Origin of the sequence: Streptomyces odontomachi (assembly GCF_024435355.1) — a bacterium.
Lineage (GTDB): Bacteria > Actinomycetota > Actinomycetes > Streptomycetales > Streptomycetaceae > Streptomyces > Streptomyces odontomachi.
The window spans coordinates 275,386-295,145 of sequence record NZ_JAMJWG010000004.1; the positions used below are offsets into that span (position 1 = coordinate 275,386).

The following is a 19,760-nucleotide window of genomic DNA, read 5'->3' on the forward strand; positions in this document are numbered from 1 at the left end:
CTCCGGTAAGCACTGCACGACACGGGCCTGCACTCCACCGCGGCACCGCGCGCCCCACGGAAAGCCGGCACCGGATCGACGCGGGACAGGCAGACACCTTGACCCGGCGCACCCCACCGCACAACCATGAGGCGGCATCTGATTCGTAGTTGAATTTATATTCACGCAGGAGGGGTTCCCTTGCGCGGCTCGAACGATCGCCACCTGCTCCACCGCAACCGGCGCGGTACTCGGCCCACCCGTGCGGCCGGCTGGATGCTCGCCATCGGCTGTGCCGTGTCCCTGGTCGGCGCCGGGCTTCCGGGCACCGCGAGCGCGGCGGCACCGGCCACCGCACCCCGGCACGACGACAGGCCGCGGACGGTCGTCACGACCGACATGGAGCAGGACGACCTCGCGTCGTTGCTCCGCTACCTGCTCTACACCGACGAACTGGACACCCAAGGCATCGTCTACAGCAGCAGCAAGTGGCACTGGGCCGGCCCGGACAACGAGGACGGCACCAAGCTGTACACCCCCGGACGGTGGACCGGCACCCGCACGATCCAGGACAAGGTGCTGGCCGCCTACGCGCAGGTCTACCCGAACCTGCGCGCCCACGACCGCGACTACCCCACACCCCAGCAGCTCCTGGCGAAGGTCGCGGTCGGCAACATCGCCTCCACCGGGGAGATGGCGCACGACTCCGACGGCTCCGACCGGATCAGGAACCTGCTTCTGGACCACGACGAGCGGCCGGTGTACCTCCAGGTCTGGGGCGGTTTCAACACCGTCGCGCGGGCCCTGAAGTCCATCGAGGAGACGTACGCCGGCACACCGCGGTGGCCCGAGATCCACGACCGGGTCTCGAAGAAGGCCGTGATCCTGGCGAGTGGCCTCCAGGACGAGACCTACGCGGACTACATCGCGCCCACCTGGCCCGGGGTCCGGGTCGAAGAGCTGTCCGCCGGGTACGCCACGTGGGGCTACAACTGCGACGACGGGCGGGGCAACACCCGCGGCCTGCCCCCGGACCGGAAGTACTTCACCGGGTCCTGGATCAGGCGGAACATCCAGGTCGGGCCGTACGGTTCGCTCTACAGGTCGTGGCTGGACGGGCAGTCGATGCCCGGTGACGACGCCGACGTCTTCGGTGACCCCGTCCGCGCCGCCGGTGGCTGGTGCAAGCCACTGGCCCCGTACGACTTCCTCTCCGAAGGGGACAACGTCGCCTTCAACCCGCTGCTCGACACCGGGATCCGGGCACCGGGCCGACCCGAGCTGGGCGGCTGGGGCGGCCGGGCGGTCCAGCGGTCGGCCTCGCCGGACTACTGGGAGCTCGTGCCCGCGGAGCAGGACGCCGGCGGCACGCAGGTCGACGACTACACGACGCTGCGCTGGGCGGCGGCAGCGCAGAACGACTTCGCCGCCCGGATGCAGTGGACGCTCACCCCGACGTACGAGGACGGCAACCACGCGCCGACGGTGAGCATCCGCGGTGGCGGGACGATCTCCGCACGCCCCGGTTCGACGGTCAGGCTCACGGGCGTCACCGCCGACCCCGACGGCGACCGCGTCTCGACCACCTGGTGGCAGTACCGCGAGGAGGGCACCTACCCCGGCGCCGTGGCCGTGACGGGCCAGGGCGACACCGCCACGGTCGCCGTCCCGTCCGACGCCCGGGCGGGAGACACCGTCTCCGTCATCATGCAGGGCACCGACGACGGCGGATTCCCGCTGACCCGCTATGACCGGGTCACGGTCCGGGTCACCGGACGGGGCTGATCCCCAAGCTCCTCGTGCGCCTTCTAGTCGCCGTCCGCGTCCCTGTCCGTGTCCGTGTCGGTGTGCAGCGGGAGCAGTACCCGGAAGGTGGTGCCCTCGCCGGGGGCGGTGCGGACCTCCACTCGGCCGTGGTGGGCGGCGACCAGGGAGCGGACGATGGACAGGCCCAGGCCGGCCCCGCCGGTCCGGGTGCGGCCGGTCTGGGTGCGGCCGCGGGCGGTGTCGGCGCGGTAGAAGCGGTCGAAGATGCGGGCGGCCTGGTCGGCGGTCATCCCGGGGCCCTGGTCGCTCAGTTCGAGGACCGCCTGGCCGTCCTGCGTGCCCACGCCGATGCGTACCGGGCTGCCGGGCGGGGTGTGCGCGATGACGTTGCCGACCAGGTTGGACGTGACCTGGCGCAGGCGCGCCTCGTCCCCCAGCACGGGGGCGCCGCCCTGTGGGCCGCCGCCGGGGCGGGTCAGGGTGACGGCACGCTCGGGGGCGAGGGCCTTGAGGTCGTGCAGGGCGTCGGCGGCCAGGGTGCGCAGGTCCATGGGGGTCAGGTGCAGCGGCAGCCGGGGCTGCGTGGTGGGGTCCTCGTCCAGGCGGGCGAGCAGCAGCAGGTCCTCGACGATGCGCACCAGGCGGGCCGCTTCGCGTTCGATGCGGTTCATCGCGGTGTCGACGTCCGCGCGCTCGCGCATGCCGCCCATCCGGTACAGCTCGGTGAACCCCTTGATGCCGAACAGGGGGGTGCGCAGTTCGTGGCTGGCGTCGGCGACGAACGCGCGCATGCGTTCGTTGGTGGCCGCGCGTGCGGTGTCCCCGGCCTCGATCCGGTCCAGCATGCCGTTCAGCGCGTGGGACAGGCGGCCCAGCTCGGTGCGGGTGGCGGCCATCTGCGGAACGCGGCTGGACAGGTCGCCGCCGGCGATGGCCGCCGCGGTGGTCTCGATCCGGCGCAGCGGGCGCAGTCCGGCGCGCACGGCGAACCATCCGGCGACCCCCAGCAGGGCCAGGACCAGCGAGTCGATGACGAGCATCCACAGGCCCAGGTGCCGGATCGTGCTGCGGACCGGTGCCAGGGAGCCGGCGACGACGACGCTGCCGGCGGCGGAGTCCGTCGTCCGGTGCCGTGCCGGTGTCACCGGTGTGGCGATCACCCGCCAGTCGTCGCCGCCCTTGGCCGGGGCCTGGAAGGGCCGGGCGCCGCGCGCCCCGACCGCCGACGTGTCGAGGACGGGCAGCCGTGGTGCGGCGCCGGCGGCCGGGCGGAGGGTACGCCGCAGGCGGCCTGCGGCATCGACGTAGGCGACGTAGACGTCGCCGGTCAGCTCCCGTTCCGCCGCTTCGCGTACCTGCGGCGCGGCCCGGCCGGGGGCGTCGACGAGGTCGGGCAGCGCGGCCGTCGCCGTGGCGGCGGTGCGCAGCCGGTCGTCCAGCTGGTGCACCAGTTGCCTCTGGAGCAGGGTGACGAGCAGGGCGTTGCTGGCGAGCAGGGCGGCGACGACGAGCAGCAGGCAGACGGCCACCAGCCGGCCGCGCAGCGACAGCCGGCGGATCGGGGCGCGTACCGCGTCGAGGTTCACGGGCGGGGCCTGCGCAGCACGTAGCCGGTGCCGCGCACCGTGTGGATGAGCTTGGGCTCGACGTTGTCGATCTTGCGGCGCAGGTAGCTGATGTAGGAGGCGACGATGGAGTCGTCGCCTCCGAAGTCGTAGTGCCAGACCCGGTCCAGCAGTTGTTCCCTGGACAGGACCTGTCCGGCGTTCTCCATGAGGACGCGCAGCAGGTTGAACTCGGTCGGGGACAGCGGCACCGGCGTCCCGCCACGGGTGGCCTGGTGGCTGTCGACGTCCAGCTCCAAATCGCCCACCGCCAGCTGGCCGTCGGGCCGGTGGCCGCTGGTGCGGCGCAGTACCGCCTGGATCCGCAGGACGAGTTCCTCCAGGTTGAACGGTTTGGTGACGTAGTCGTCCCCGCCCGCCCGCAGCCCGCTGATCCGGTCCTCGGCCGCGTCCCGTGCGGTGAGGAAAAGGATCGGCGGGTGGGCGGGGCGCCCCTGCGGTCCCGGCTGCTCGCGTAGCCGGCGTGCGACCTCGAATCCGTCGATGTCGGGCAGCATCACGTCCAGCACGATCAGGTCGGGGTGCCGGTCGCGCACCGCGGCCAGCGCCTGGGCGCCGGTCTCGGCCGGCACCACCTGAAAGCCCGCCAGCCGCAGGCTCGCCGACAGCAGTTCACGCAGCGTGGGCTCGTCCTCCACGAGCAGCAGGCATTGCGTCGTCGTCATGGCATCCGTCCCCGACCGTCGATCGTCTGGCCTTCGCCTTCAGTGTCCGTGCCCGGCTAGGCGTCGCGCTTGTGGAAGACGACAAAGGCCCCCGCCATCAGCACCACGACGCATCCGGCCATGACGCCGAGACCGGCGCCGGGGCTCAGCAACGCCGGGTCCTGGACCGCGGTGATGATCCGTCCACCGGCGATGGGCGGCCAGTACTTCGACACCCAGTCGCCGGCCCCGCCGGGCAGCGCCGGGGCGAAGGCCTGGACGATGAGCATCACGCCGAACAGCGTGGTCACCGTGGCCGTCGTGGAGCGCATCATCGTGCCAAGAGCCAGCCCGAAGAGCCCTGCCAGTGCCAGATACACGCCACCGCCAAGGATGCCGCGCAGTGCCATGCCGTCGGACAGGGCCAGGTGCGGAGCGCCCGCCCCGGACAGCGACGCCTGCCCGATGAGAAACCCGACGAGCGACACCAGGACCCCGACCGGCAGCGCCACCCCCACCAGGACCACCGCTTTCGACGCCAGCACCCGCACGCGGTGCGGCACGGACGTCAGCGTGGGCACGATCGTGCGCGCCCCGTACTCCGAGGTGATGACCAGGCCCCCCAGCAGCCCGAGCGCGATCTGCGCGAGCAGATAGCCGCGCAGGCTGGTCGCCAGCGGATCGAAGGCGGCCTGGTCGGACGGGGACATGAGCGCGTAGTCGGCGCCTGCGGACGAACCGTTCAGCGCGGCGAGTCCGGCGCAGAAGACCAGCGTGCCCAGGACCACGAACAGCGTCGACCGCATGGTGCGGATCTTGATCCATTCGGCGCGCAGGCTGTGCCGGAAGGTCGCCTTGCCCGTCGAGGAGGTCGCCGTACCCGTCGTCTTCTTCGTGTCCTTCGTGTCCTTCGTGTTCTGTTTCTTGTTCTTTCTCGTGTTCTTCTTCGTCTTCCGCGTCGCCTTCTCCGTCGTCCTCTTCGTCGCGTTCTGCGTCTTCGCCGGGTGTGCGGTCGTGCGGCTCATCGGTTCGCCTCCTTCTCGGCCTGGTACTCCACCGCATCGTGTGTCAGGTCCATGAACGCCCTTTCCAGGGAGACCTGGCACGGGGACAGCTCGTGCAGTTCCAGCCCGCCCGCCGCGGCCAGGGCGCCGATCTCGGCGGCTTCCAGGCCGGTCACCACGAGGGTGTCGTCGGCTTCGCCACGCACGTCGGCGGCGCCGGACAGCAGGCGGCGCAGCGTCTGGGCCTGCGGGCTGCGCACACGGACCTCGCGCTCGGAATGCGTCTCGATGAAGTCCTTCATCGTGGTGTCGGCGATCAGCCTGCCGCGGCCGATGACGATGAGGTGGTCGGCGGTCAGTTCCATCTCGCTCATCAGATGGCTGGACATCAGCACGGCGCGCCCTTCGGCCGCCATCCTCCGCATGAGCGAGCGGATCCACACGATGCCCTCGGGGTCGAGCCCGTTCAGCGGTTCGTCGAAGACCAGGACCGGCGGTTCGCCCAGCAGCGCCGCGGCAAGGCCCAGGCGCTGGCGCATGCCGAGGGAGTACGTGCCCGCCCGCCGCCGGGCGATCTTCTCCAGGCCGACTTCGGCCAGCACCTGGTCCACTCGGCGGCGCGGGATCCCGTTGCCCGCCGCGAGGGCCAGCAGGTGGTGGTAGGCGGTGCGGCCGGGCAGCACCGCGCCCGGGTCCAGGAGCGCTCCGACGGCCCTCAGCGGGGCGGGCTGAGCGGTGAAGGTCGTCCCGCCGATGGTCGCGGTGCCGGAGCTGGCGGCGTCCAGGCCCAGGACCATGCGCAAGGTGGTCGACTTGCCGGCCCCGTTCGGGCCCAGGAAGCCGGTCACCTCTCCGGGGCGGACGGCGAAGGTCAGATCGTCCACGGCGAGGACCTCGCCGTAGCGCTTGGTCAGTCCGTGCACCTCGATCATTCGGGCCTCCACAGGCTGAGGGTGAGGGGTGCACGCGAGGGCCGCGAGCACGGCTTCACCGTCGCCTGCGGACATTGACGACCGCTGGGCGAACATGACCGTCGTATGGGAACCTCCGCGACCTGGCCTGCACTGATCGAGGATCACGCGGCCTGTGCCCGGAGACCTCCCAGGAAACTCACATGAACCTGACGCCGACTCGGCCGGCATGTGCCCGAGGAGCAACGGCCTCTCCCGGCACTAGGTCTAGGCCAACGCCCCGCCCGGTACTACCCTCTCACCAGGCGACCCCCCAGCCGAGCGCGCTCGCCGACATCGTTGTCATGGGCATGTTTTGTGCTGGCGGTCCCGCCGCAGCGTTTCCCCGCAGCGTTCCCCCCGCCCAAGGAGACCCCCGCCATGCTCCCCCGCAGAACCCTGCTCAAGGCGTCCGCCGCCGCGCTCGCCGCCCCCGCCGCGCTCGCGGGCGCTGCCGGGCGATCCGCAGCAGGCACAGCCACCGCGTCGACGCTCGACATCGACGTGCAGAACAACACCGGCTCCGGCACCGTCTACGCGTACGTCACCGGACTCGCCCTCGACAACGGCAACCGGTGGTGCCTGCTCCAGGCCGACGGGCACACGCCGTACTACCCGTCCTCCCCGTCCGGGACCGGCGCCCCGCTCGGTGCGGACTGCTCCATCGTGCTGAACGGTTCCGGCGGCGCGCCACGGCGGATCACCATTCCGCGGCTCGCGGGCGGCCGGCTGTGGTTCTCCATCGGCCGGCCGCTGACGTTCCTGCTCAACCCGGGTCCCGCCCTGGTCGAACCGTCGGTGACGAACCCCTCGGACCCGAACATCGACATCCAGTGGGGCTTCTGCGAGTTCACCTTCAACTCCGCTGAGCTGTACGCGAACATCACCGCGGTCGACTTCGTGTCGATCCCCGTCGGCCTGAAGCTGACCAACGGCTCGGGCGCCACGCAGACCGTCCAGGGGCTGCCCAACGGCGCCCTGGACACCATCTGTGCGGGGCTCGTCGCGCAGCACAACGCCGACGGCCAGGGCTGGAACCAGCTGATCGTCACCTCGGGCGGCCAGAACCTGCGGGCCCTGAGCCCGGTCAAGGCCATGGTGGGCAGCGGCGGACTGTTCTCCGGGTACTACGACGGATACGTCGACCAGGTGTGGTCGAAGTACGCGTCCACCCCGCTGAAGGTCGACACGCAGGCGGAATGGGGCGTCCTCACCGGCACCGTCTCGGGTGGCGTGCTGAACTTCCCGGGCGCCGGATCCTTCGGGAAGCCCTCCGCCGCCGACATCTTCAGCTGCAACTCGGGGCCGTTCGCGGTGAGCGCCCCCGTGATGGGCGCCCTCACCGCGCGGCTCTCCGCCGCCCTCAACCGCAGCACCCTGCTGGACAACGCCGACCAGCCGAACGGCGCCCCCTCGACGTACTACAAGGTCTCGCCCACCAACCACTACTCCCGCCTGGTGCACGCCACCGCGCTCGACGGCCGCGGCTACGGCTTCCCCTATGACGACGTCCAGCCGAGCGGCGGCTCCGACCAGTCCGGCGCCGTACGCGACTCGAACCCGAACGTGCTGACCGTCACCCTGGGCTCCGTGCACTAGGCCCTGTCGTCAAACTCCCGTCTGCCTGGCGACGCCATGCACGCACTCTCGCCGCACCGGGCACAAGCCCACGTACATCCAGTACGCGGTCTCGCGCCCGGCACGCCGAGAGCACGCACCTGACGCCGCCAGGCCGCCCTTCGGGCGACGACGGGAGTTTGACGACAGGACCTAGGGGGTGTCGGCGCGCGGGGGAGCCGGCCGGTCGGGGTGCGGTGATTTCCCCGCACCCCGACCGCCGGGTCAGCCGTGCAGTGTCGTCACCTTCACGGTCGGGTCCGCGGCGATCTCCGCCGCGGTGAAGCGTTCGTGGACCCACTGGCCGCGGGAGAAGAGCCGGGTCTGGTCCGTGTAGTGGGGTGAGGCCGGGTTCGCCGACTCGCCGTAGGTGAGGAGCGTGTCGGCGCGTGGGCCGTCGGCGGTCAGCTCGACGGCCATCATGAAGCTGCTGCCGGAGGCCCCGGTGGGCGGCGTGCCGGTGCCCGAGTCGGGGCCTGCCCGCACGACGTCGAAGCAGCCCTTCTCGCCTCCGCAGCCGGGCAGCGGGACGCCGGCCCACTTCTGTACGGCGCCGAGTTCGACGTCGAGCGGAAGGCCACGGGCGGCGAAGTCCTGGACGGCGTCGGCCAGGGCGCGCTGGACGCCCGCGTCGTCGCCCCTGATGCCGCGCGGAGTGGTGAGGGGCCGGTCCGGATCGTAGGGGACCCGGCGCCAGGTGTCGGTCCGGACGTCGTCGAAGAGGTGGTCCAGGAAGGCGTTCCAGAGCACGGTGCCCCGGCTGCCGGCGTCGGCGCGGGTGTCCCAGCGGGCGAGTGTCGCGCAGGCCTGCCGTACGTCGACCTCCTTGCCGTCGGTGGCCGTCAGGTGGGGGTGGGCGCGGCACATGGCGAGCACGTCGGCGCGGTCCGTCTCGGCCGACAGGACGCGGTTGCCGAGCGCCGACGCACGCAGGGTGGCCGGGGTGAAGCCGGGGGCACCGAGCCCGTCCGTGCCGTCCGCGCGCTGCGCGATCATGCCCAGTCCCAGCTGGGCTCGCGGGGCGAGCCGGGCATCGCCGTCGTACGCGCCCGGGAAACCGGTGACGGGGGCCTTGGGATTGGCGTACCGGGGCCCGTTGTTGGAGTTGGCGACGTAGTCGGTGCGGCTCAGCTTCGGCTGGTGCGACGGGCCGAAGATGCCCGGCACGAGCGCGTCGGGGTCGCTTCCCCAGGCGCAGTCCGAGGTCGAGCCGTCCAGGGCGGCGGGCGCGTCCTCGCTCTGCGGGAGGGTGCACCGCGCCAGCTGGTCGTCGGTGAGGTGCGGGACCACCGAGGAGTCGGTGAACCAGGTGTCTCCGCTGGTGTCGGCCGCGAGCGTGTAGGTCCAGGGCATGCCCTGGTAGGTGTCCTGGGCGGTGCGCAGCTCGGCCAGGTCGCGGGCTTCGCCCATGGCCAGCCAGGCGTTCATGGAGCGCAGGTTGTCGGCGTTGGCGTCGCGCAGGGTGTAGGCGGTCTTCGTGGTCCAGCCGGACGCCAGTACGGAGCCGAAGCGTGAGGTGTACAGGGTGCGGTCGACGGTCGACAGTTCACCGTTCTCGTCGCGGACGGTGACCGGGACCGTGTGGCGTTTCATCTTCTCGGTCCTGCCGTCGACCACATAGCTGGTCGGGTCGCCGGGGGCGAGCTTCAGGGCGTAGAAGGAGGCGTGCCGGGCGTCGCTCGCGGTGTGCGTCCAGGCGAGGGTCCGGTTGTGGCCGATCTCGACCAGGGGCGTTCCGTACAGGCCGGCGCCGGACACGTCCAAGGTGCCGGGGATCGTCAACTGCACCTGGTAGAAGCGCAGGGCCCCGCCGACCCAGGGAAGGTGCGGGTTGGCGAGGACCATGCCGGTCCCTGCGCGGGTGGCGTCCCGGCCGATGGCCCAGCCGTTGCTGCCGACGTCGGCGGCGGCAGGGCCCTGCGGGGGCGAGGCGGCGGGCGTGCCGGCCGCCGTGCCGTCGCCGCCCTCGGACGGCGGCCTGGCGTCGCCGATCTCCGGTACCAACTCCGCCGCCCCGCTCACCGCGTTGGCGTTGTACACGACGGTCCACAGGTCGAGCGTGGTGATCGGGCGCACCCAGGGCTTGCCCTTGCAGCGCGGGTCGGGCAGCCGGTCGGCGCCGGTGTCCCGCAGGTAGCGGTTGTACCCGGCGGCGTACCCCTCGACCATCCGGCGCAGCTGCGCCGTCGGGCCCAGCGGCGCCTTGCGTTCGAGGAGCCGCTGGCGGTGCCCGCGCTGCGCTGCCCCTTGTAGTAGGTGTCGCTCGCGACGTTGGAGCCATCGCCGGGCTGCGCGTCCGGCCCGAAGAACCGGGACCGCTCGCCCCGCAACGTGACGACCTGGTCGGCGAGTTCGCACACGTTGTCCTGGGCGAACGCATGGCCGTAGCCGTAGCCGAGCCCGCCGAAGTCCCGGGCCAGGACGTGCGGGATGCCGTACTCGGTCCGGCTGACCTCGGCCGTGTACCCGCCCTCGGACACCGGCTCACCCGTCGCGCTGGACGGTGGTGCGGACAGTACGGCGGCGGCGACCAGGCCGAGACACCCGGCGGTCGCGGCGGCAGCCCAGCCGCGTACAGGGGACTTTCCGTGCCGCTTCGGCAACGTCCTGGGTTCATGCATGGCGTGCAGCCTGCGGGATGAACCCGCCGTACGGCGTCATGAATCGGGCGGATTTCCGGACGGTGCGTCAGTCCGGGGATGTACGCCTGCGGGCCGGGTGCGGCCTGGGAGTGCCGTGGCAGCGGGTCCGGGCCCCGGCACTCCCCCGTGGCGTCCGTGCACGGCACTGCCGTCTTGGTCGGGGGGATCCCGCAGGTTATGTTGCGGACACGACAATGACCACGTCCATACGGAAAGGTCGGGTGCGAGCCCGGGCACGCCGCCGGGATCGGCCCCGCTCTCGCGGAGGTTTCCGATGCCAGGTCCGCACACCAGTACAGGAACGGTCCACCGGGGAAGACGGAACCTCGGGCGGGCGCTGCTCGTCCTCGTCGCCAGCGTGGCCGTGGCGCTGCCCGCGGAGCGGGTGTCCGCCGGGACCGGGCCGGTGCGGCGCGCCGCCGCTGAGGCCGGTTCGGGGCTGGACTACGTGGCCATGGGGAGTTCGTTCGCCGCCGGTCCGGGGATCCCGCCCGCGCAGTCGGGCAGCGGGGCCGCCGCGTGCTCGCGGTCGGACAACAACTACCCGAGCATCGTGGCCCGGGAGGTCGGGGCCGGCCTGACGGACGCGTCGTGCAGTGGGGCGACGACGGCGAACGTGCTGACCGACGGGCAGTCGGGCCAGCCGCCGCAGATCACCGCGGTGACGAGCGCGACCCAGGTGGTGACCGTGACCATCGGCGGCAATGACGTGGACTACCTGGGGAGCATCAACGCGTACTCCTGCCAGACGGGCGGGGGCACCAACTGCGGCTCGGTGGACCAGAACGCGATCAACCAGACCTTCGGGCAGCTGGCCGGCCGCATCGAGAACGTGGTGAACGCCGTGCACGGCGCTTCCCCGCAGGCGCACGTCTACCTGGTCAACTACTTCACGATCCTGCCCGATGCGGGGGTGTGCACCAACGTGCCGCTCACCGACGACCAGGCCGCGTTCGAGCGCAGCATCGCCACGCGTCTGGCGGCGGCGACGGCCACCGCGGCGAGCACCGCGGGGGCCACCCTGGTGGACCTGGCCGCGGCGAGCCACGGGCACGACGCCTGCGCCGCCACGCCATGGGTCGAGACGTACCGGCCGGCGGCGGGGCGTGCGTCGTACCACCCGAACGAGGCGGGGATGCGCGCGGCGGCCTCGCTGGTGGAGTCCGCGCTGCTGGCCTCCGGGCAGCAGCACACCGTGGTGGCGCACTCCGGGATCGCCGGCAAGTGCCTGGACGTGGCAGGGGGGAACACGACGAACGGCACGCCCGTGCAGATCTACGGGTGCAACGGCAGCACGGCGCAGCGCTGGACGTACACGCCCGGGGACGGCGGCACGCTGCGGGCGCTGGGCGGGTGCCTGGACGTGAGCGGCAGCGGGACGGCGAACTCCACGAAGGTGCAGCTGTGGCAGTGCAACGGCTCCGGGGCCCAGCGCTGGACGGCCGGGGCGAACGACTCGCTGGTCAACCCGGAGTCCGGGCGCTGCCTGGACGATCCGAACAGCTCCACAGCCGACTCCACCCAACTCCAGATCTACGACTGCAACGGCACCGCCGCCCAGCAGTGGACACTCTCGGACAGCTGACCTCCCGTTCTTTCTCGACAGCTGACCTCCGGTCCTTGCCGACCGGGCGTCAGAGCCTGCCGGCGCTCGGCGGAATCCGGCGACGGGCGAGCTGGTTCCCCAAGCCGGTGGCCGCAGCGCGCAGCGCGTCGACGTGGCCTTCGGGCCGGAACCTGCCCACCGGCCCGGAGACGCTGATCGCGAGCCCGGTGCGCCCGTCCGTGTCGATGACCGGGGCGGCCACGCAGAGCAACCCCGTGGTCGACTCCTCATGCTCGAAGGCGACCCCCGAATCCAGGGCCGCGTCGAGCTGGCGGCGCAGGATGCCCGGGCCGGTGATCGTGCGCGCCGTGCGCCGTTCGAGGGTGCCGCGCAGCACCTGCCGGCGCAGCTCGGGTTCGGCGTGGGCGAGCAGCACCTTGCCGATCGCGGTGCAGTGCAGCGGCATGCGTCCGCCGGTGCGCGAGGGGCTGGCTGCCTGCCGATGGCCGCCGATCTTGGCGAGGTAGACGACCTCGTCGCCGTCACGGACGCCGAGGTGGACGGTCTCGTGGGTACGTTCGTAGAGGTCCTGGAGGAAGGGCATGGCCAGCTCCAGCAGCGTGCGCTCGACGGAAGCGCGCAGGCCGAGCTCGAACAGTCCTCCGGAGAGCCGATAGCCGTACGCGTCCCGGTCCAGGAGACGGTGCTCGACCAGGTCTCCGGCGACACGGTGGACCGTGGCCTTGGGCAGCCCGGTGCGGCGTACCAGCTCGGCCAGGCCGAGTACCCGGTCGTCGCTCGTGAACGACCGCAGGATGGCCACGGCCTTGCCGAGCACCGTTTCGAGCTCTGGTCCCACATCAAGAGCGTATCGCTGAGTGGAACGTTTCCCTGGTCGCTGGTGCGGCACGCTGCGAACCTGATCCACATGACCGATACCCCTGTGACCTCGGATGCCGTGGCCGCGGCAGCCGATCGGCTGCGCACCGCCCAGGCCGGCGGCGTGCCGTGTCCGCCGGTGCGGGACCTGATCGGCCGCGACGATGTGCATGCGGCCTACGCCGTCCAGGAGCGCATCACGCGGGCACGCCGCGCCGACGGCAGCCGTGTGGTGGGACGCAAGATCGGGCTCACCTCTGCGGCGGTGCAGGCCCAGCTGGGCGTGGACCAGCCCGACTTCGGCTTCCTCTTCGACGACATGTGGTTCACCGACGGCGCCGCCGTTCCCGCCGGCTCGATCCTGCAACCGCGCGCCGAGGCGGAGATCGCCTTCGTGCTGAAGCAGGATCTCGCCACGGGTGACCTGTCGCCTGACCAGGTACGCGGCGCGATCGACTACGCGGTCGCGGCCATCGAGATCTGCGGCAGCCGCATCGAGAACTGGGACATCAGCTTCGCCGACACGGTCGCGGACAACGCCTCGGGGGGTGCGTTCGTGCTCGGCCGGGAGCGCCGGCGCCTCGATGAGTTCGAGCCGCGTGACGTCGTGATGTCGCTGGTCGTCGACGGGGAGGAGGTGTCGGCCGGCACCGGGGCCGCCTGCCTGGGCGATCCCCTTGCGGCCGTCCGGTGGCTGGCCCGCCGGGCGCGCGAGACCGGGGAGCCGCTCCGTGCCGGCCAGGTGATCCTCTCCGGCGCTCTGGGCCCCATGAAGCCCATCGAGACCGGAAGCACCGTCCAGGCCACGGTGGCGCCGGTCGGCACGGTGCGGTTCACCCTCGGCGAGGAGCAGCGATGACGAAGACGAAGGTCGCGATCATCGGGTCGGGCAATATCGGCACCGATCTGATGATCAAGGTGATGCGTGCGTCGCAGCACCTGGAGATGGGTGCGATGGTCGGTATCGACCCCGGCTCCGACGGGCTCGCGCGAGCCGGCCGGTTGGGCTTCGCGACCACCGCGGAGGGCGTCGACGGGCTGATGCGGCTTCCCGGGTTCGACGACATCGAGATCGTCTTCGACGCCACCTCGGCCAAGGCCCACGAGTACAACGCCGGCAGGTTGCAGCCCCTGGGCAAGCGGCTGATCGACCTGACGCCGGCAGCCATCGGGCCGTACGTCGTTCCGGCGGTCAACCTCGACGAACACCTGAACGCGCCGAACGTCAACATGGTCACCTGCGGTGGCCAGGCCACCATCCCGGTCGTCGCCGCGATCTCCCGGATAGCGCCGGTGCACTACGCCGAGATCGTCGCGTCGATCGCGAGCAGGTCCGCCGGTCCGGGGACCCGCGCGAACATCGACGAGTTCACCGAGACCACCTCGTCCGCGATCGTTCAGGTCGGCGGCGCCAGACGCGGCAAGGCGATCATCATCCTCAATCCGGCGGAGCCGCCACTGATCATGCGGGACACCGTCTTCGCGCTGGTGGACGCCCCGACCGCGGCACTGCACGAGGAGATCCGGCAGAGCATCGGCAAGATGATCGCCGACGTGGCCGCCTACGTCCCCGGCTACCGGCTCAAGCAGCGGGTCCAGATCGCACGGATCGCCGAGGACGAGCCGGTGCACACGCTGCTGCCCGGGGGCGTCTCCCGTCCGACCCACCAGGTGTCGGTGTTCCTGGAGGTCGAGGGCGCCGCGCACTACCTCCCGGCGTACGCGGGGAACCTCGACATCATGACCTCCGCCGGCATCCAGGTGGCGGAACGCATCGCAGCCCAGAAGGTGCAGCCGTGAGTACTTCGCTCTACATCCAGGACGTCACCCTGCGCGACGGCATGCATGCCGTACGCCATCGGATCGGCCCCGCCGACGTGCAGCGCATCGTCACCGCGCTGGACGACGCGGGCGTCGACGCGATCGAGGTCGCCCACGGTGACGGTCTCGCCGGTGGTTCGGTCAACTACGGGCCCGGCTCGCACAGCGACTGGGAGTGGATCGAGGCCGCCGCTTCGGTGCTCGAAAACGCCCGGCTGACCACGCTGCTGCTGCCCGGCGTGGGCACCGTCCAGGAGCTGAAGCGCGCCTACGAACTCGGTGTGCGCTCGGTCCGGGTGGCCACGCACTGCACCGAGGCCGACGTCTCCGCCCAGCACATCGCCGCGGCCCGCGAGATCGGCATGGACGTCTCCGGCTTCCTCATGCTCTCCCACATGGCACCGCCCGAAGAGCTGGCCGAGCAGGCCAGGCTGATGGAGTCCTACGGCGCCCACTGCGTCTACGTCACCGACTCCGGCGGCCGGCTGACCATGAACGACGTGGCGGCCCGGATCCGCGCCTACCGCGATGTGCTCGACCCCGCCACCGAACTCGGCATCCACGCCCACGAGAACCTCTCGCTGTCGGTGGCCAACTCCGTGGTCGCCGTCGAGAACGGTGTCACCCGCGTCGACGCCTCGCTGGCCGGCCACGGCGCCGGAGCCGGCAACTGCCCCATCGAGGCGTTCGTCGCCGTGGCCGACCTGTCGGGCTTCCGGCACGGCTGTGACCTGTTCAAGCTCCAGGACGCCGCCGACGACATCGTCCGACCGCTACAGGACCGGCCCGTGCGGGTCGACCGTGAGACCCTCACCCTGGGATACGGCGGCGTCTACTCGTCCTTCCTGCGCCATGCCGAGAACGCCGCCGCGCAGCACGGCGTCGACGTCCGCGACATCCTCATGGAATGCGGGCGCCGGCGGCTCGTGGGCGGCCAGGAGGACATGATCATCGACATCGCGCTCACCCTGGCCGAGCGGCACGCCGGCTCCCCTCAGGGCTGAGCGCCTCGGGACGCACCCGCCGAAGCGGCTGGTTCCGGCACCTGCACCAGGTCTGCCGGAACCAGCCGCTTCGCGTCAGTTGTGGGTGACGAAGTCGGCCACCAGGCGGTTGAACTCGTCGGCGTGCTCGAGCTGGGCCCAGTGGCCGCAGCGGTTGATCAGGTGAGCACGGGAGTTCGGGATGTGGGCGGCGAGGAAGAGCGTGGACTCGAAGGAGACCACGCGGTCGTCGCGGCCGTGGATCAGCAGTGCCGGGGCGGTGATGCCCGATACCCGGTCCAGGTCGAGCCAGATCGGGATCGGGGCCTTCGGGGCGACCGAGGCGATGTTGCGCAGGTGCTCGGGACGCTGGAGCGCGGCCTGCGAGCGGAGCCGGCACAGCTCCGGCGTGGCGAAGCGGGCCTTGTCGTAGACCATGATCTCGACGAGCCGGCGCATGCCCTCGGGCGTCGCGTCGGTGTACGTCTCGTACATGATCTTCAGGCCCTCGGTGGGGCCGCCGCCGGCACCGAAGAGGAACGGCCTCAGCTGGATCGGCGGGCCCATGGTGATGAGGTGCGAGACGCGCTCGGGGCGCTCGGCCGCGAGCCGCAGCGAGGTGTGGCCGCCCATCGAGTTGCCGACGAACGCGGCCTTCTCGATGTCCAGGGCGTCGAGCAGCTGGCAGGCCGCATCGACGTGGTCAAGCGTGGCGAAGTCGACCGTGTCGGAGTCGCCCCAGCCCGGCATGTCGGGTGCGATCACGCGGAAGTGCCGGGACAGCGCCTCGATGTTCGGGGAGTAGTTGCTCCACCCGGTCGCACCCGGGCCGCCACCGTGCAGCAGCACGACGGGGTGGCCGGTGCCGACGTCGTTGAGGTGGATCTTCCAGTCCTTGGTCTGGACGTACCGCGAGATGTCGTGCTGTTGCAGGGCCATCAGTGGGCTCCTCCCGGGATCTGGTTGGTGAACGGAGCCCGGCCGAGCAGGTCGTGCACGACCTCCGGCGGGCGGTGGCCCCAGCTGTGCAGCCGGTCGAGGGTGCGGACCTGCCAGGTCTCGTCGTCGATGAGCAGACCGCCCCAGCCGTACTCGACCGAGAAACCGGACGGCGTACGGACGTAGAAGCTGAACATGTGGTCGTTGGGGTGCATGCCCAGCGTCATCTCGAAGGGCTGCTCGGCGTCCATGCACCGGTCGTAGGCCATGCCCAGGTCGCGGATGTCGGTGACCTCGACCATGAAGTGGTGGGTCATCTTCGGATGCGGCATGTCGCCGAACGCGACGCTGTGATGGCGCGGGTTGCAGTGCAGGAAGATCAGGTCGGCGAGGATTCCCGGCGCCAGCTCCTCGACGATGACGTCGCTGATCCGGAAGCCGAGCAGACCCTCGTAGAAGGCCAGGTACGCCTCGCGCGGGACGCCCTTGGAGAGCAGCACCTGGTGGCCGGCGCCACCGGTGCCGGTGACGAACCCGCCGAGCAGCACGTCGGAGTGGAACGGCGCGTCGGCGTCGGCGAGACCGGTGACCAGTTCGATGCGGTTGCCCATCGGGTCCGTGATCTGGACCAGGCGGTCGACGCGGCGCGCCTCGGCCAGGGCCGCGTCGCCCTCGGCGACCTCGACGCCGGCGTCGGCGAGGCGTCCGACGAGCCTGTCGAGACACTCCCCCGACTCGACCTCGTAGCCGCTGGCCACGAGGTCGTCGGCCGGTCCCTCCGTGATGATCCAGCGGTGCGCCTTCTCGTCGGTGCGCAGCGTGAAGCCGTGGTCCGACTTCTGGCCAAGCTGCATGCCGAGCAGCGTCACGCCGAAATGCTCCCAGTCGGCGAGGTCGCTGACCTCGTACACGACGTACGCGAGCTCCTTCACACCAGTCATGGGTGTTTCCTTTCGATGATCGGGTGAGCGTGCGCGGTGCGCGCCCGCCCGGCGTCAGAGGGTCGGCGGGGCCAGGCCGGTCCGGTCGGCGGCTGCGACGAACTTGTCGGGGCGTACGGCGACCGCCCTCACGCCGTACCGGGCGAGCCACGGGAGCAGGACGTCCTCGAGGTCGACCAGCTCGCCGGGGCCCTGCGTGTACGCGGAACGGGGGCGCACGGCGACGTAGGTCGCGCCGAGGCCGTCCCACCGCGCCTTCTGCTCGGTGCTGAGCAGCGTGGCCGGATCGAGGTCGGCGCCGAGCAGCACGAAGCCGTCGGGGAGCAGGTCGTCGAGGCGGGCCAGGGTGCCCACGGTGTCGCCGCAGACCGGCTGCGGCACCATCCGGCCGATCACGCTGCCGTCGCCCCGCTCGCCGCGCAGCCAGCCGGCGGCCAGCACGGGCGGGGCGCTCAGGGGCGGCTCCCACGGCGTGACGGTGTTCTCGGGGACCGTGTTCATCGCCTCGAGCTCCTGTGGCGTCGCCTCCTGCCTGATGACCCGGCCCAGACCGACCGCGAGGCCGGTGTAGAAGTCGGCGTTGGGACGGCGCTCGGCCTCGTAGGTGTCGAGCCATTCCTCGCCCAGTTCGCCCCTGAGCACCCGGGCGAGCTTCCAGCCCAGGTTGTGGGCGTCGCGCAGGCCCGTCTGCATGCCGGCGCCGGCCCACGGCGGCATCAGGTGACAGGCGTCGCCGGCGAGGAAGACGCGGCCCCGGCGCCAGGTCTCGGCGGCGCGCACATGGTGGCGGTAGAAGGCGTGCTGGTGGATCTCGACGTCGTCGGCGGTGACGCCGAGCGCCTCCAGCAGCGGCCACACCTCGGCGCTGGTCGGGAAGTCGGCCTCGGTCTCGCCGGGCTTGAGCGGGATCTCCCACCGGTGGTTGCCGGCCGAGAGCGCGATGTCGACGACGGGGCGCTCCCGGTCGGTCCAGAAGGTGAGGAAGTCGCGGTCCGGCCACCAGCGCTTCACCTTGCAGTCGACGACGACCCAGAGGGTGTCGACGGTGTCGCCGAGCATCCCGACACCGAGCAGCTTGCGGGTCGGGCTGGAGCCGCCGTCGGCCGCGATCGCGTACCGGGCACGCGTGGTGGTCTCGGCGCCGCTCTCGCGGTCGCGTGCGGTGACGGTCACACCGCCGGCGTCCTGCTCGACGGCGACCACCTCGGCGCCGTACCGGACCTCGAGGCCGTCGAGCTCCTCGCCGCAGCGCCGCAGCTCGGTCTCCATGAGCGGTTGGTAGATGTTGTAGAAGCGCGGCCTGGTGTTGCGGGTGCCCAGCGTCGACGGCGGGTGCTCGACGCGCATGACCTCGTGTCCGTCGTACGTCACCCAGCGCAGGGCACGCTGCGGCTCGATGACCCGCTCGATCCGCTCGTCGACGCCGAGCTCCTGGAAGATCCGCATCGTCCAGTCGTTCACGGTCACGGCACGGGCCCGGGCGTAGATGTCCTTGTCGCGTTCGAACGCGACGACGCCGACGCCCTTGCGGGCCAGCGTGAGCGCTCCGACCAGGCCCGTCGGGCCGTAGCCGATGACCGCCACATCCGCGTCGTATCCCGCTTGTGCGTGTTGGCGCATGCCGATCTCCAGTGATCGCTCGTACTATTGGACCGGTCGTTCCGTCCAATAGTGACACGGTCATCGCGGGAGGGGCCTCGCGTCAAGAGGGTCGGGCACGGCTTTTGCGATGCGTGACCGACCGGCGGAGAGCAGTAAGATCACGGGAATGGAGCGTGGAACCAGGGCGCCGAACGGCAACCGGCGCGGGCGACGCTCGAGGGAGGAGATCCTCGACGCGGCAGCCCGCGTGATGGCGCTGCGCGGATACGCGGCCACCACGATCTCTTCGATCACGGCCGAGACCGGACTGCCGAAGAGTGCGATATATCACCACTTCCGCTCCAAGGGCGGGCTGCTCTCAGCGGTGATGGCGCGCGGTGCGCGCGACTTCTTCGACGCGATGCGCGCGGCGCACGCGAACCCTCCCGAGGGCGGCACCCACCGTGAACGCATGGCGTGGTACCTGGACCGGACGGCCGAGGTCTTCACGGCCAAGCCCGACTTCCTGCGGCTCCACATGCTGCTGGTCATGAGCGACGAGGCCGCCGAGGCGGAGGTCGCCGAGATGAACCAGCAGGTGCGCGCCGAAGGCCGTGCCTACATGCGGGTGATGATCTCTGCGGCCTTCGCCGACGAGGGACCCGACATCGCCCGCGCGGTCGCAGCGGAGCTCGATTTCTTCGCGATCGCCGGCTTCGACGGAGCCTTCGTCGGCGCGCAGGCCGACCCCGAGCGCACCGTCGTCTCCCAGATGGCTCGGCTCACCGACGCGATGGTCGCCCTCGGCGAGGCGACGGTCGCCCGCCTCAAGGCCTAGACCC

The 19,760-nt window shown here is 71.4% G+C and carries 15 protein-coding genes and 1 pseudogene; 7 read left to right on the top strand and 9 right to left on the bottom strand.

Translation table 11 applies throughout. The annotated features are described in order from the left end of the window. Positions 1–180: 180 nt before the first annotated feature. Positions 181–1,764 (top strand): DUF1593 domain-containing protein, encoded by a 1,584-nt coding sequence (locus NQO67_RS12035; protein ID WP_255949853.1) that lies wholly within the window; start codon positions 181–183, stop codon positions 1,762–1,764. Between the two features lie 23 nt (positions 1,765–1,787). Here NQO67_RS12035 and NQO67_RS12040 read toward each other — a convergent pair whose 3' ends face one another. From NQO67_RS12040 to NQO67_RS12055, 4 genes are read right to left on the bottom strand one after another with little or no spacing between them, the layout of a single operon-like run. Next, positions 1,788–3,332, bottom strand: a complete 1,545-nt coding sequence (locus NQO67_RS12040) for a sensor histidine kinase (RefSeq protein WP_255949854.1) — start codon at positions 3,330–3,332, stop codon at positions 1,788–1,790. Continuing rightward, a complete protein-coding gene (locus tag NQO67_RS12045) occupies positions 3,329–4,036 on the bottom strand; it encodes a response regulator transcription factor (protein ID WP_255949855.1) in 708 nt (235 codons plus the stop codon). The genes NQO67_RS12040 and NQO67_RS12045 overlap by 4 nt, the downstream gene beginning before the upstream one ends. Before the next feature lie 56 nt (positions 4,037–4,092). Next, positions 4,093–5,040, bottom strand: coding sequence for an ABC transporter permease (locus NQO67_RS12050; RefSeq protein ID WP_255949856.1), 948 nt, complete (start codon positions 5,038–5,040; stop codon positions 4,093–4,095). Then, positions 5,037–5,951, bottom strand: a complete 915-nt coding sequence (locus tag NQO67_RS12055; RefSeq protein WP_255949858.1) for an ABC transporter ATP-binding protein — start codon at positions 5,949–5,951, stop codon at positions 5,037–5,039. Before NQO67_RS12055 ends, NQO67_RS12050 begins: the two co-directional genes overlap by 4 nt. 399 nt (positions 5,952–6,350) lie before the next feature. Here NQO67_RS12055 and NQO67_RS12060 point away from each other — a divergent pair, with 399 nt between their 5' ends. Then, entirely contained in the window at positions 6,351–7,568 is a 1,218-nt protein-coding gene (locus NQO67_RS12060; protein ID WP_255949859.1) for a glycoside hydrolase family 64 protein, read from the top strand. Positions 7,569–7,811: 243 nt separating this feature from the next. On the opposite strand, the pseudogene NQO67_RS12065 reads toward NQO67_RS12060, so the two are convergent. Next, positions 7,812–10,207 (bottom strand): annotated as a pseudogene (locus NQO67_RS12065) (penicillin acylase family protein). Positions 10,208–10,502: 295 nt separating this feature from the next. Between NQO67_RS12065 and NQO67_RS12075 the strand changes: the two are divergent. Beyond that, positions 10,503–11,813: a ricin-type beta-trefoil lectin domain protein gene (locus NQO67_RS12075; RefSeq protein WP_255949861.1), complete on the top strand. Its 1,311-nt coding sequence runs from the start codon at positions 10,503–10,505 to the stop codon at positions 11,811–11,813. Between the two features lie 49 nt (positions 11,814–11,862). Here the strand turns inward: NQO67_RS12075 and NQO67_RS12080 are convergent, their stop codons facing one another. Beyond that, a complete protein-coding gene (locus NQO67_RS12080; RefSeq protein WP_255949862.1) occupies positions 11,863–12,633 on the bottom strand; it encodes an IclR family transcriptional regulator in 771 nt (256 codons plus the stop codon). A gap of 69 nt (positions 12,634–12,702) precedes the next feature. Between NQO67_RS12080 and NQO67_RS12085 the strand changes: the two genes are divergently transcribed. The 3 genes from NQO67_RS12085 to dmpG are packed head-to-tail and all read left to right on the top strand — an operon-like array spanning position 12,703 to position 15,478. Continuing rightward, positions 12,703–13,512, top strand: a complete 810-nt coding sequence (locus NQO67_RS12085) for a 2-keto-4-pentenoate hydratase (protein ID WP_255949863.1) — start codon at positions 12,703–12,705, stop codon at positions 13,510–13,512. Next, complete coding sequence (locus NQO67_RS12090; protein ID WP_255949864.1) at positions 13,509–14,453, top strand: acetaldehyde dehydrogenase (acetylating); 945 nt, start codon at positions 13,509–13,511, stop codon at positions 14,451–14,453. The genes NQO67_RS12085 and NQO67_RS12090 overlap by 4 nt, the downstream gene beginning before the upstream one ends. Further along, complete coding sequence (gene dmpG / locus NQO67_RS12095) at positions 14,450–15,478, top strand: 4-hydroxy-2-oxovalerate aldolase (RefSeq protein WP_255949865.1); 1,029 nt, start codon at positions 14,450–14,452, stop codon at positions 15,476–15,478. Before NQO67_RS12090 ends, dmpG begins: the two co-directional genes overlap by 4 nt. Before the next feature lie 75 nt (positions 15,479–15,553). On the opposite strand, the gene NQO67_RS12100 is transcribed toward dmpG, so the two are convergent. From NQO67_RS12100 to NQO67_RS12110, 3 genes are read right to left on the bottom strand one after another with little or no spacing between them, the layout of a single operon-like run. After that, positions 15,554–16,396 carry an alpha/beta fold hydrolase gene (locus NQO67_RS12100; RefSeq protein WP_255949866.1) on the bottom strand — a complete coding sequence of 281 codons (843 nt, stop codon included), beginning with the start codon at positions 16,394–16,396 and terminating at the stop codon, positions 15,554–15,556. Further along, positions 16,396–17,337 carry a VOC family protein gene (locus tag NQO67_RS12105; protein ID WP_255949867.1) on the bottom strand — a complete coding sequence of 314 codons (942 nt, stop codon included), beginning with the start codon at positions 17,335–17,337 and terminating at the stop codon, positions 16,396–16,398. Before NQO67_RS12105 ends, NQO67_RS12100 begins: the two co-directional genes overlap by 1 nt. Before the next feature lie 54 nt (positions 17,338–17,391). Beyond that, positions 17,392–18,957, bottom strand: a complete 1,566-nt coding sequence (locus tag NQO67_RS12110) for a bifunctional 3-(3-hydroxy-phenyl)propionate/3-hydroxycinnamic acid hydroxylase (RefSeq protein WP_255949868.1) — start codon at positions 18,955–18,957, stop codon at positions 17,392–17,394. Between the two features lie 148 nt (positions 18,958–19,105). On the opposite strand from NQO67_RS12110, the gene NQO67_RS12115 reads away from it, so the two are divergent. Next, the gene (locus NQO67_RS12115; RefSeq protein WP_255949869.1) at positions 19,106–19,756 is read left to right on the top strand and encodes a TetR/AcrR family transcriptional regulator; all 651 of its coding nucleotides are present in this window, start codon (positions 19,106–19,108) and stop codon (positions 19,754–19,756) included. Positions 19,757–19,760: the final 4 nt, after the last annotated feature.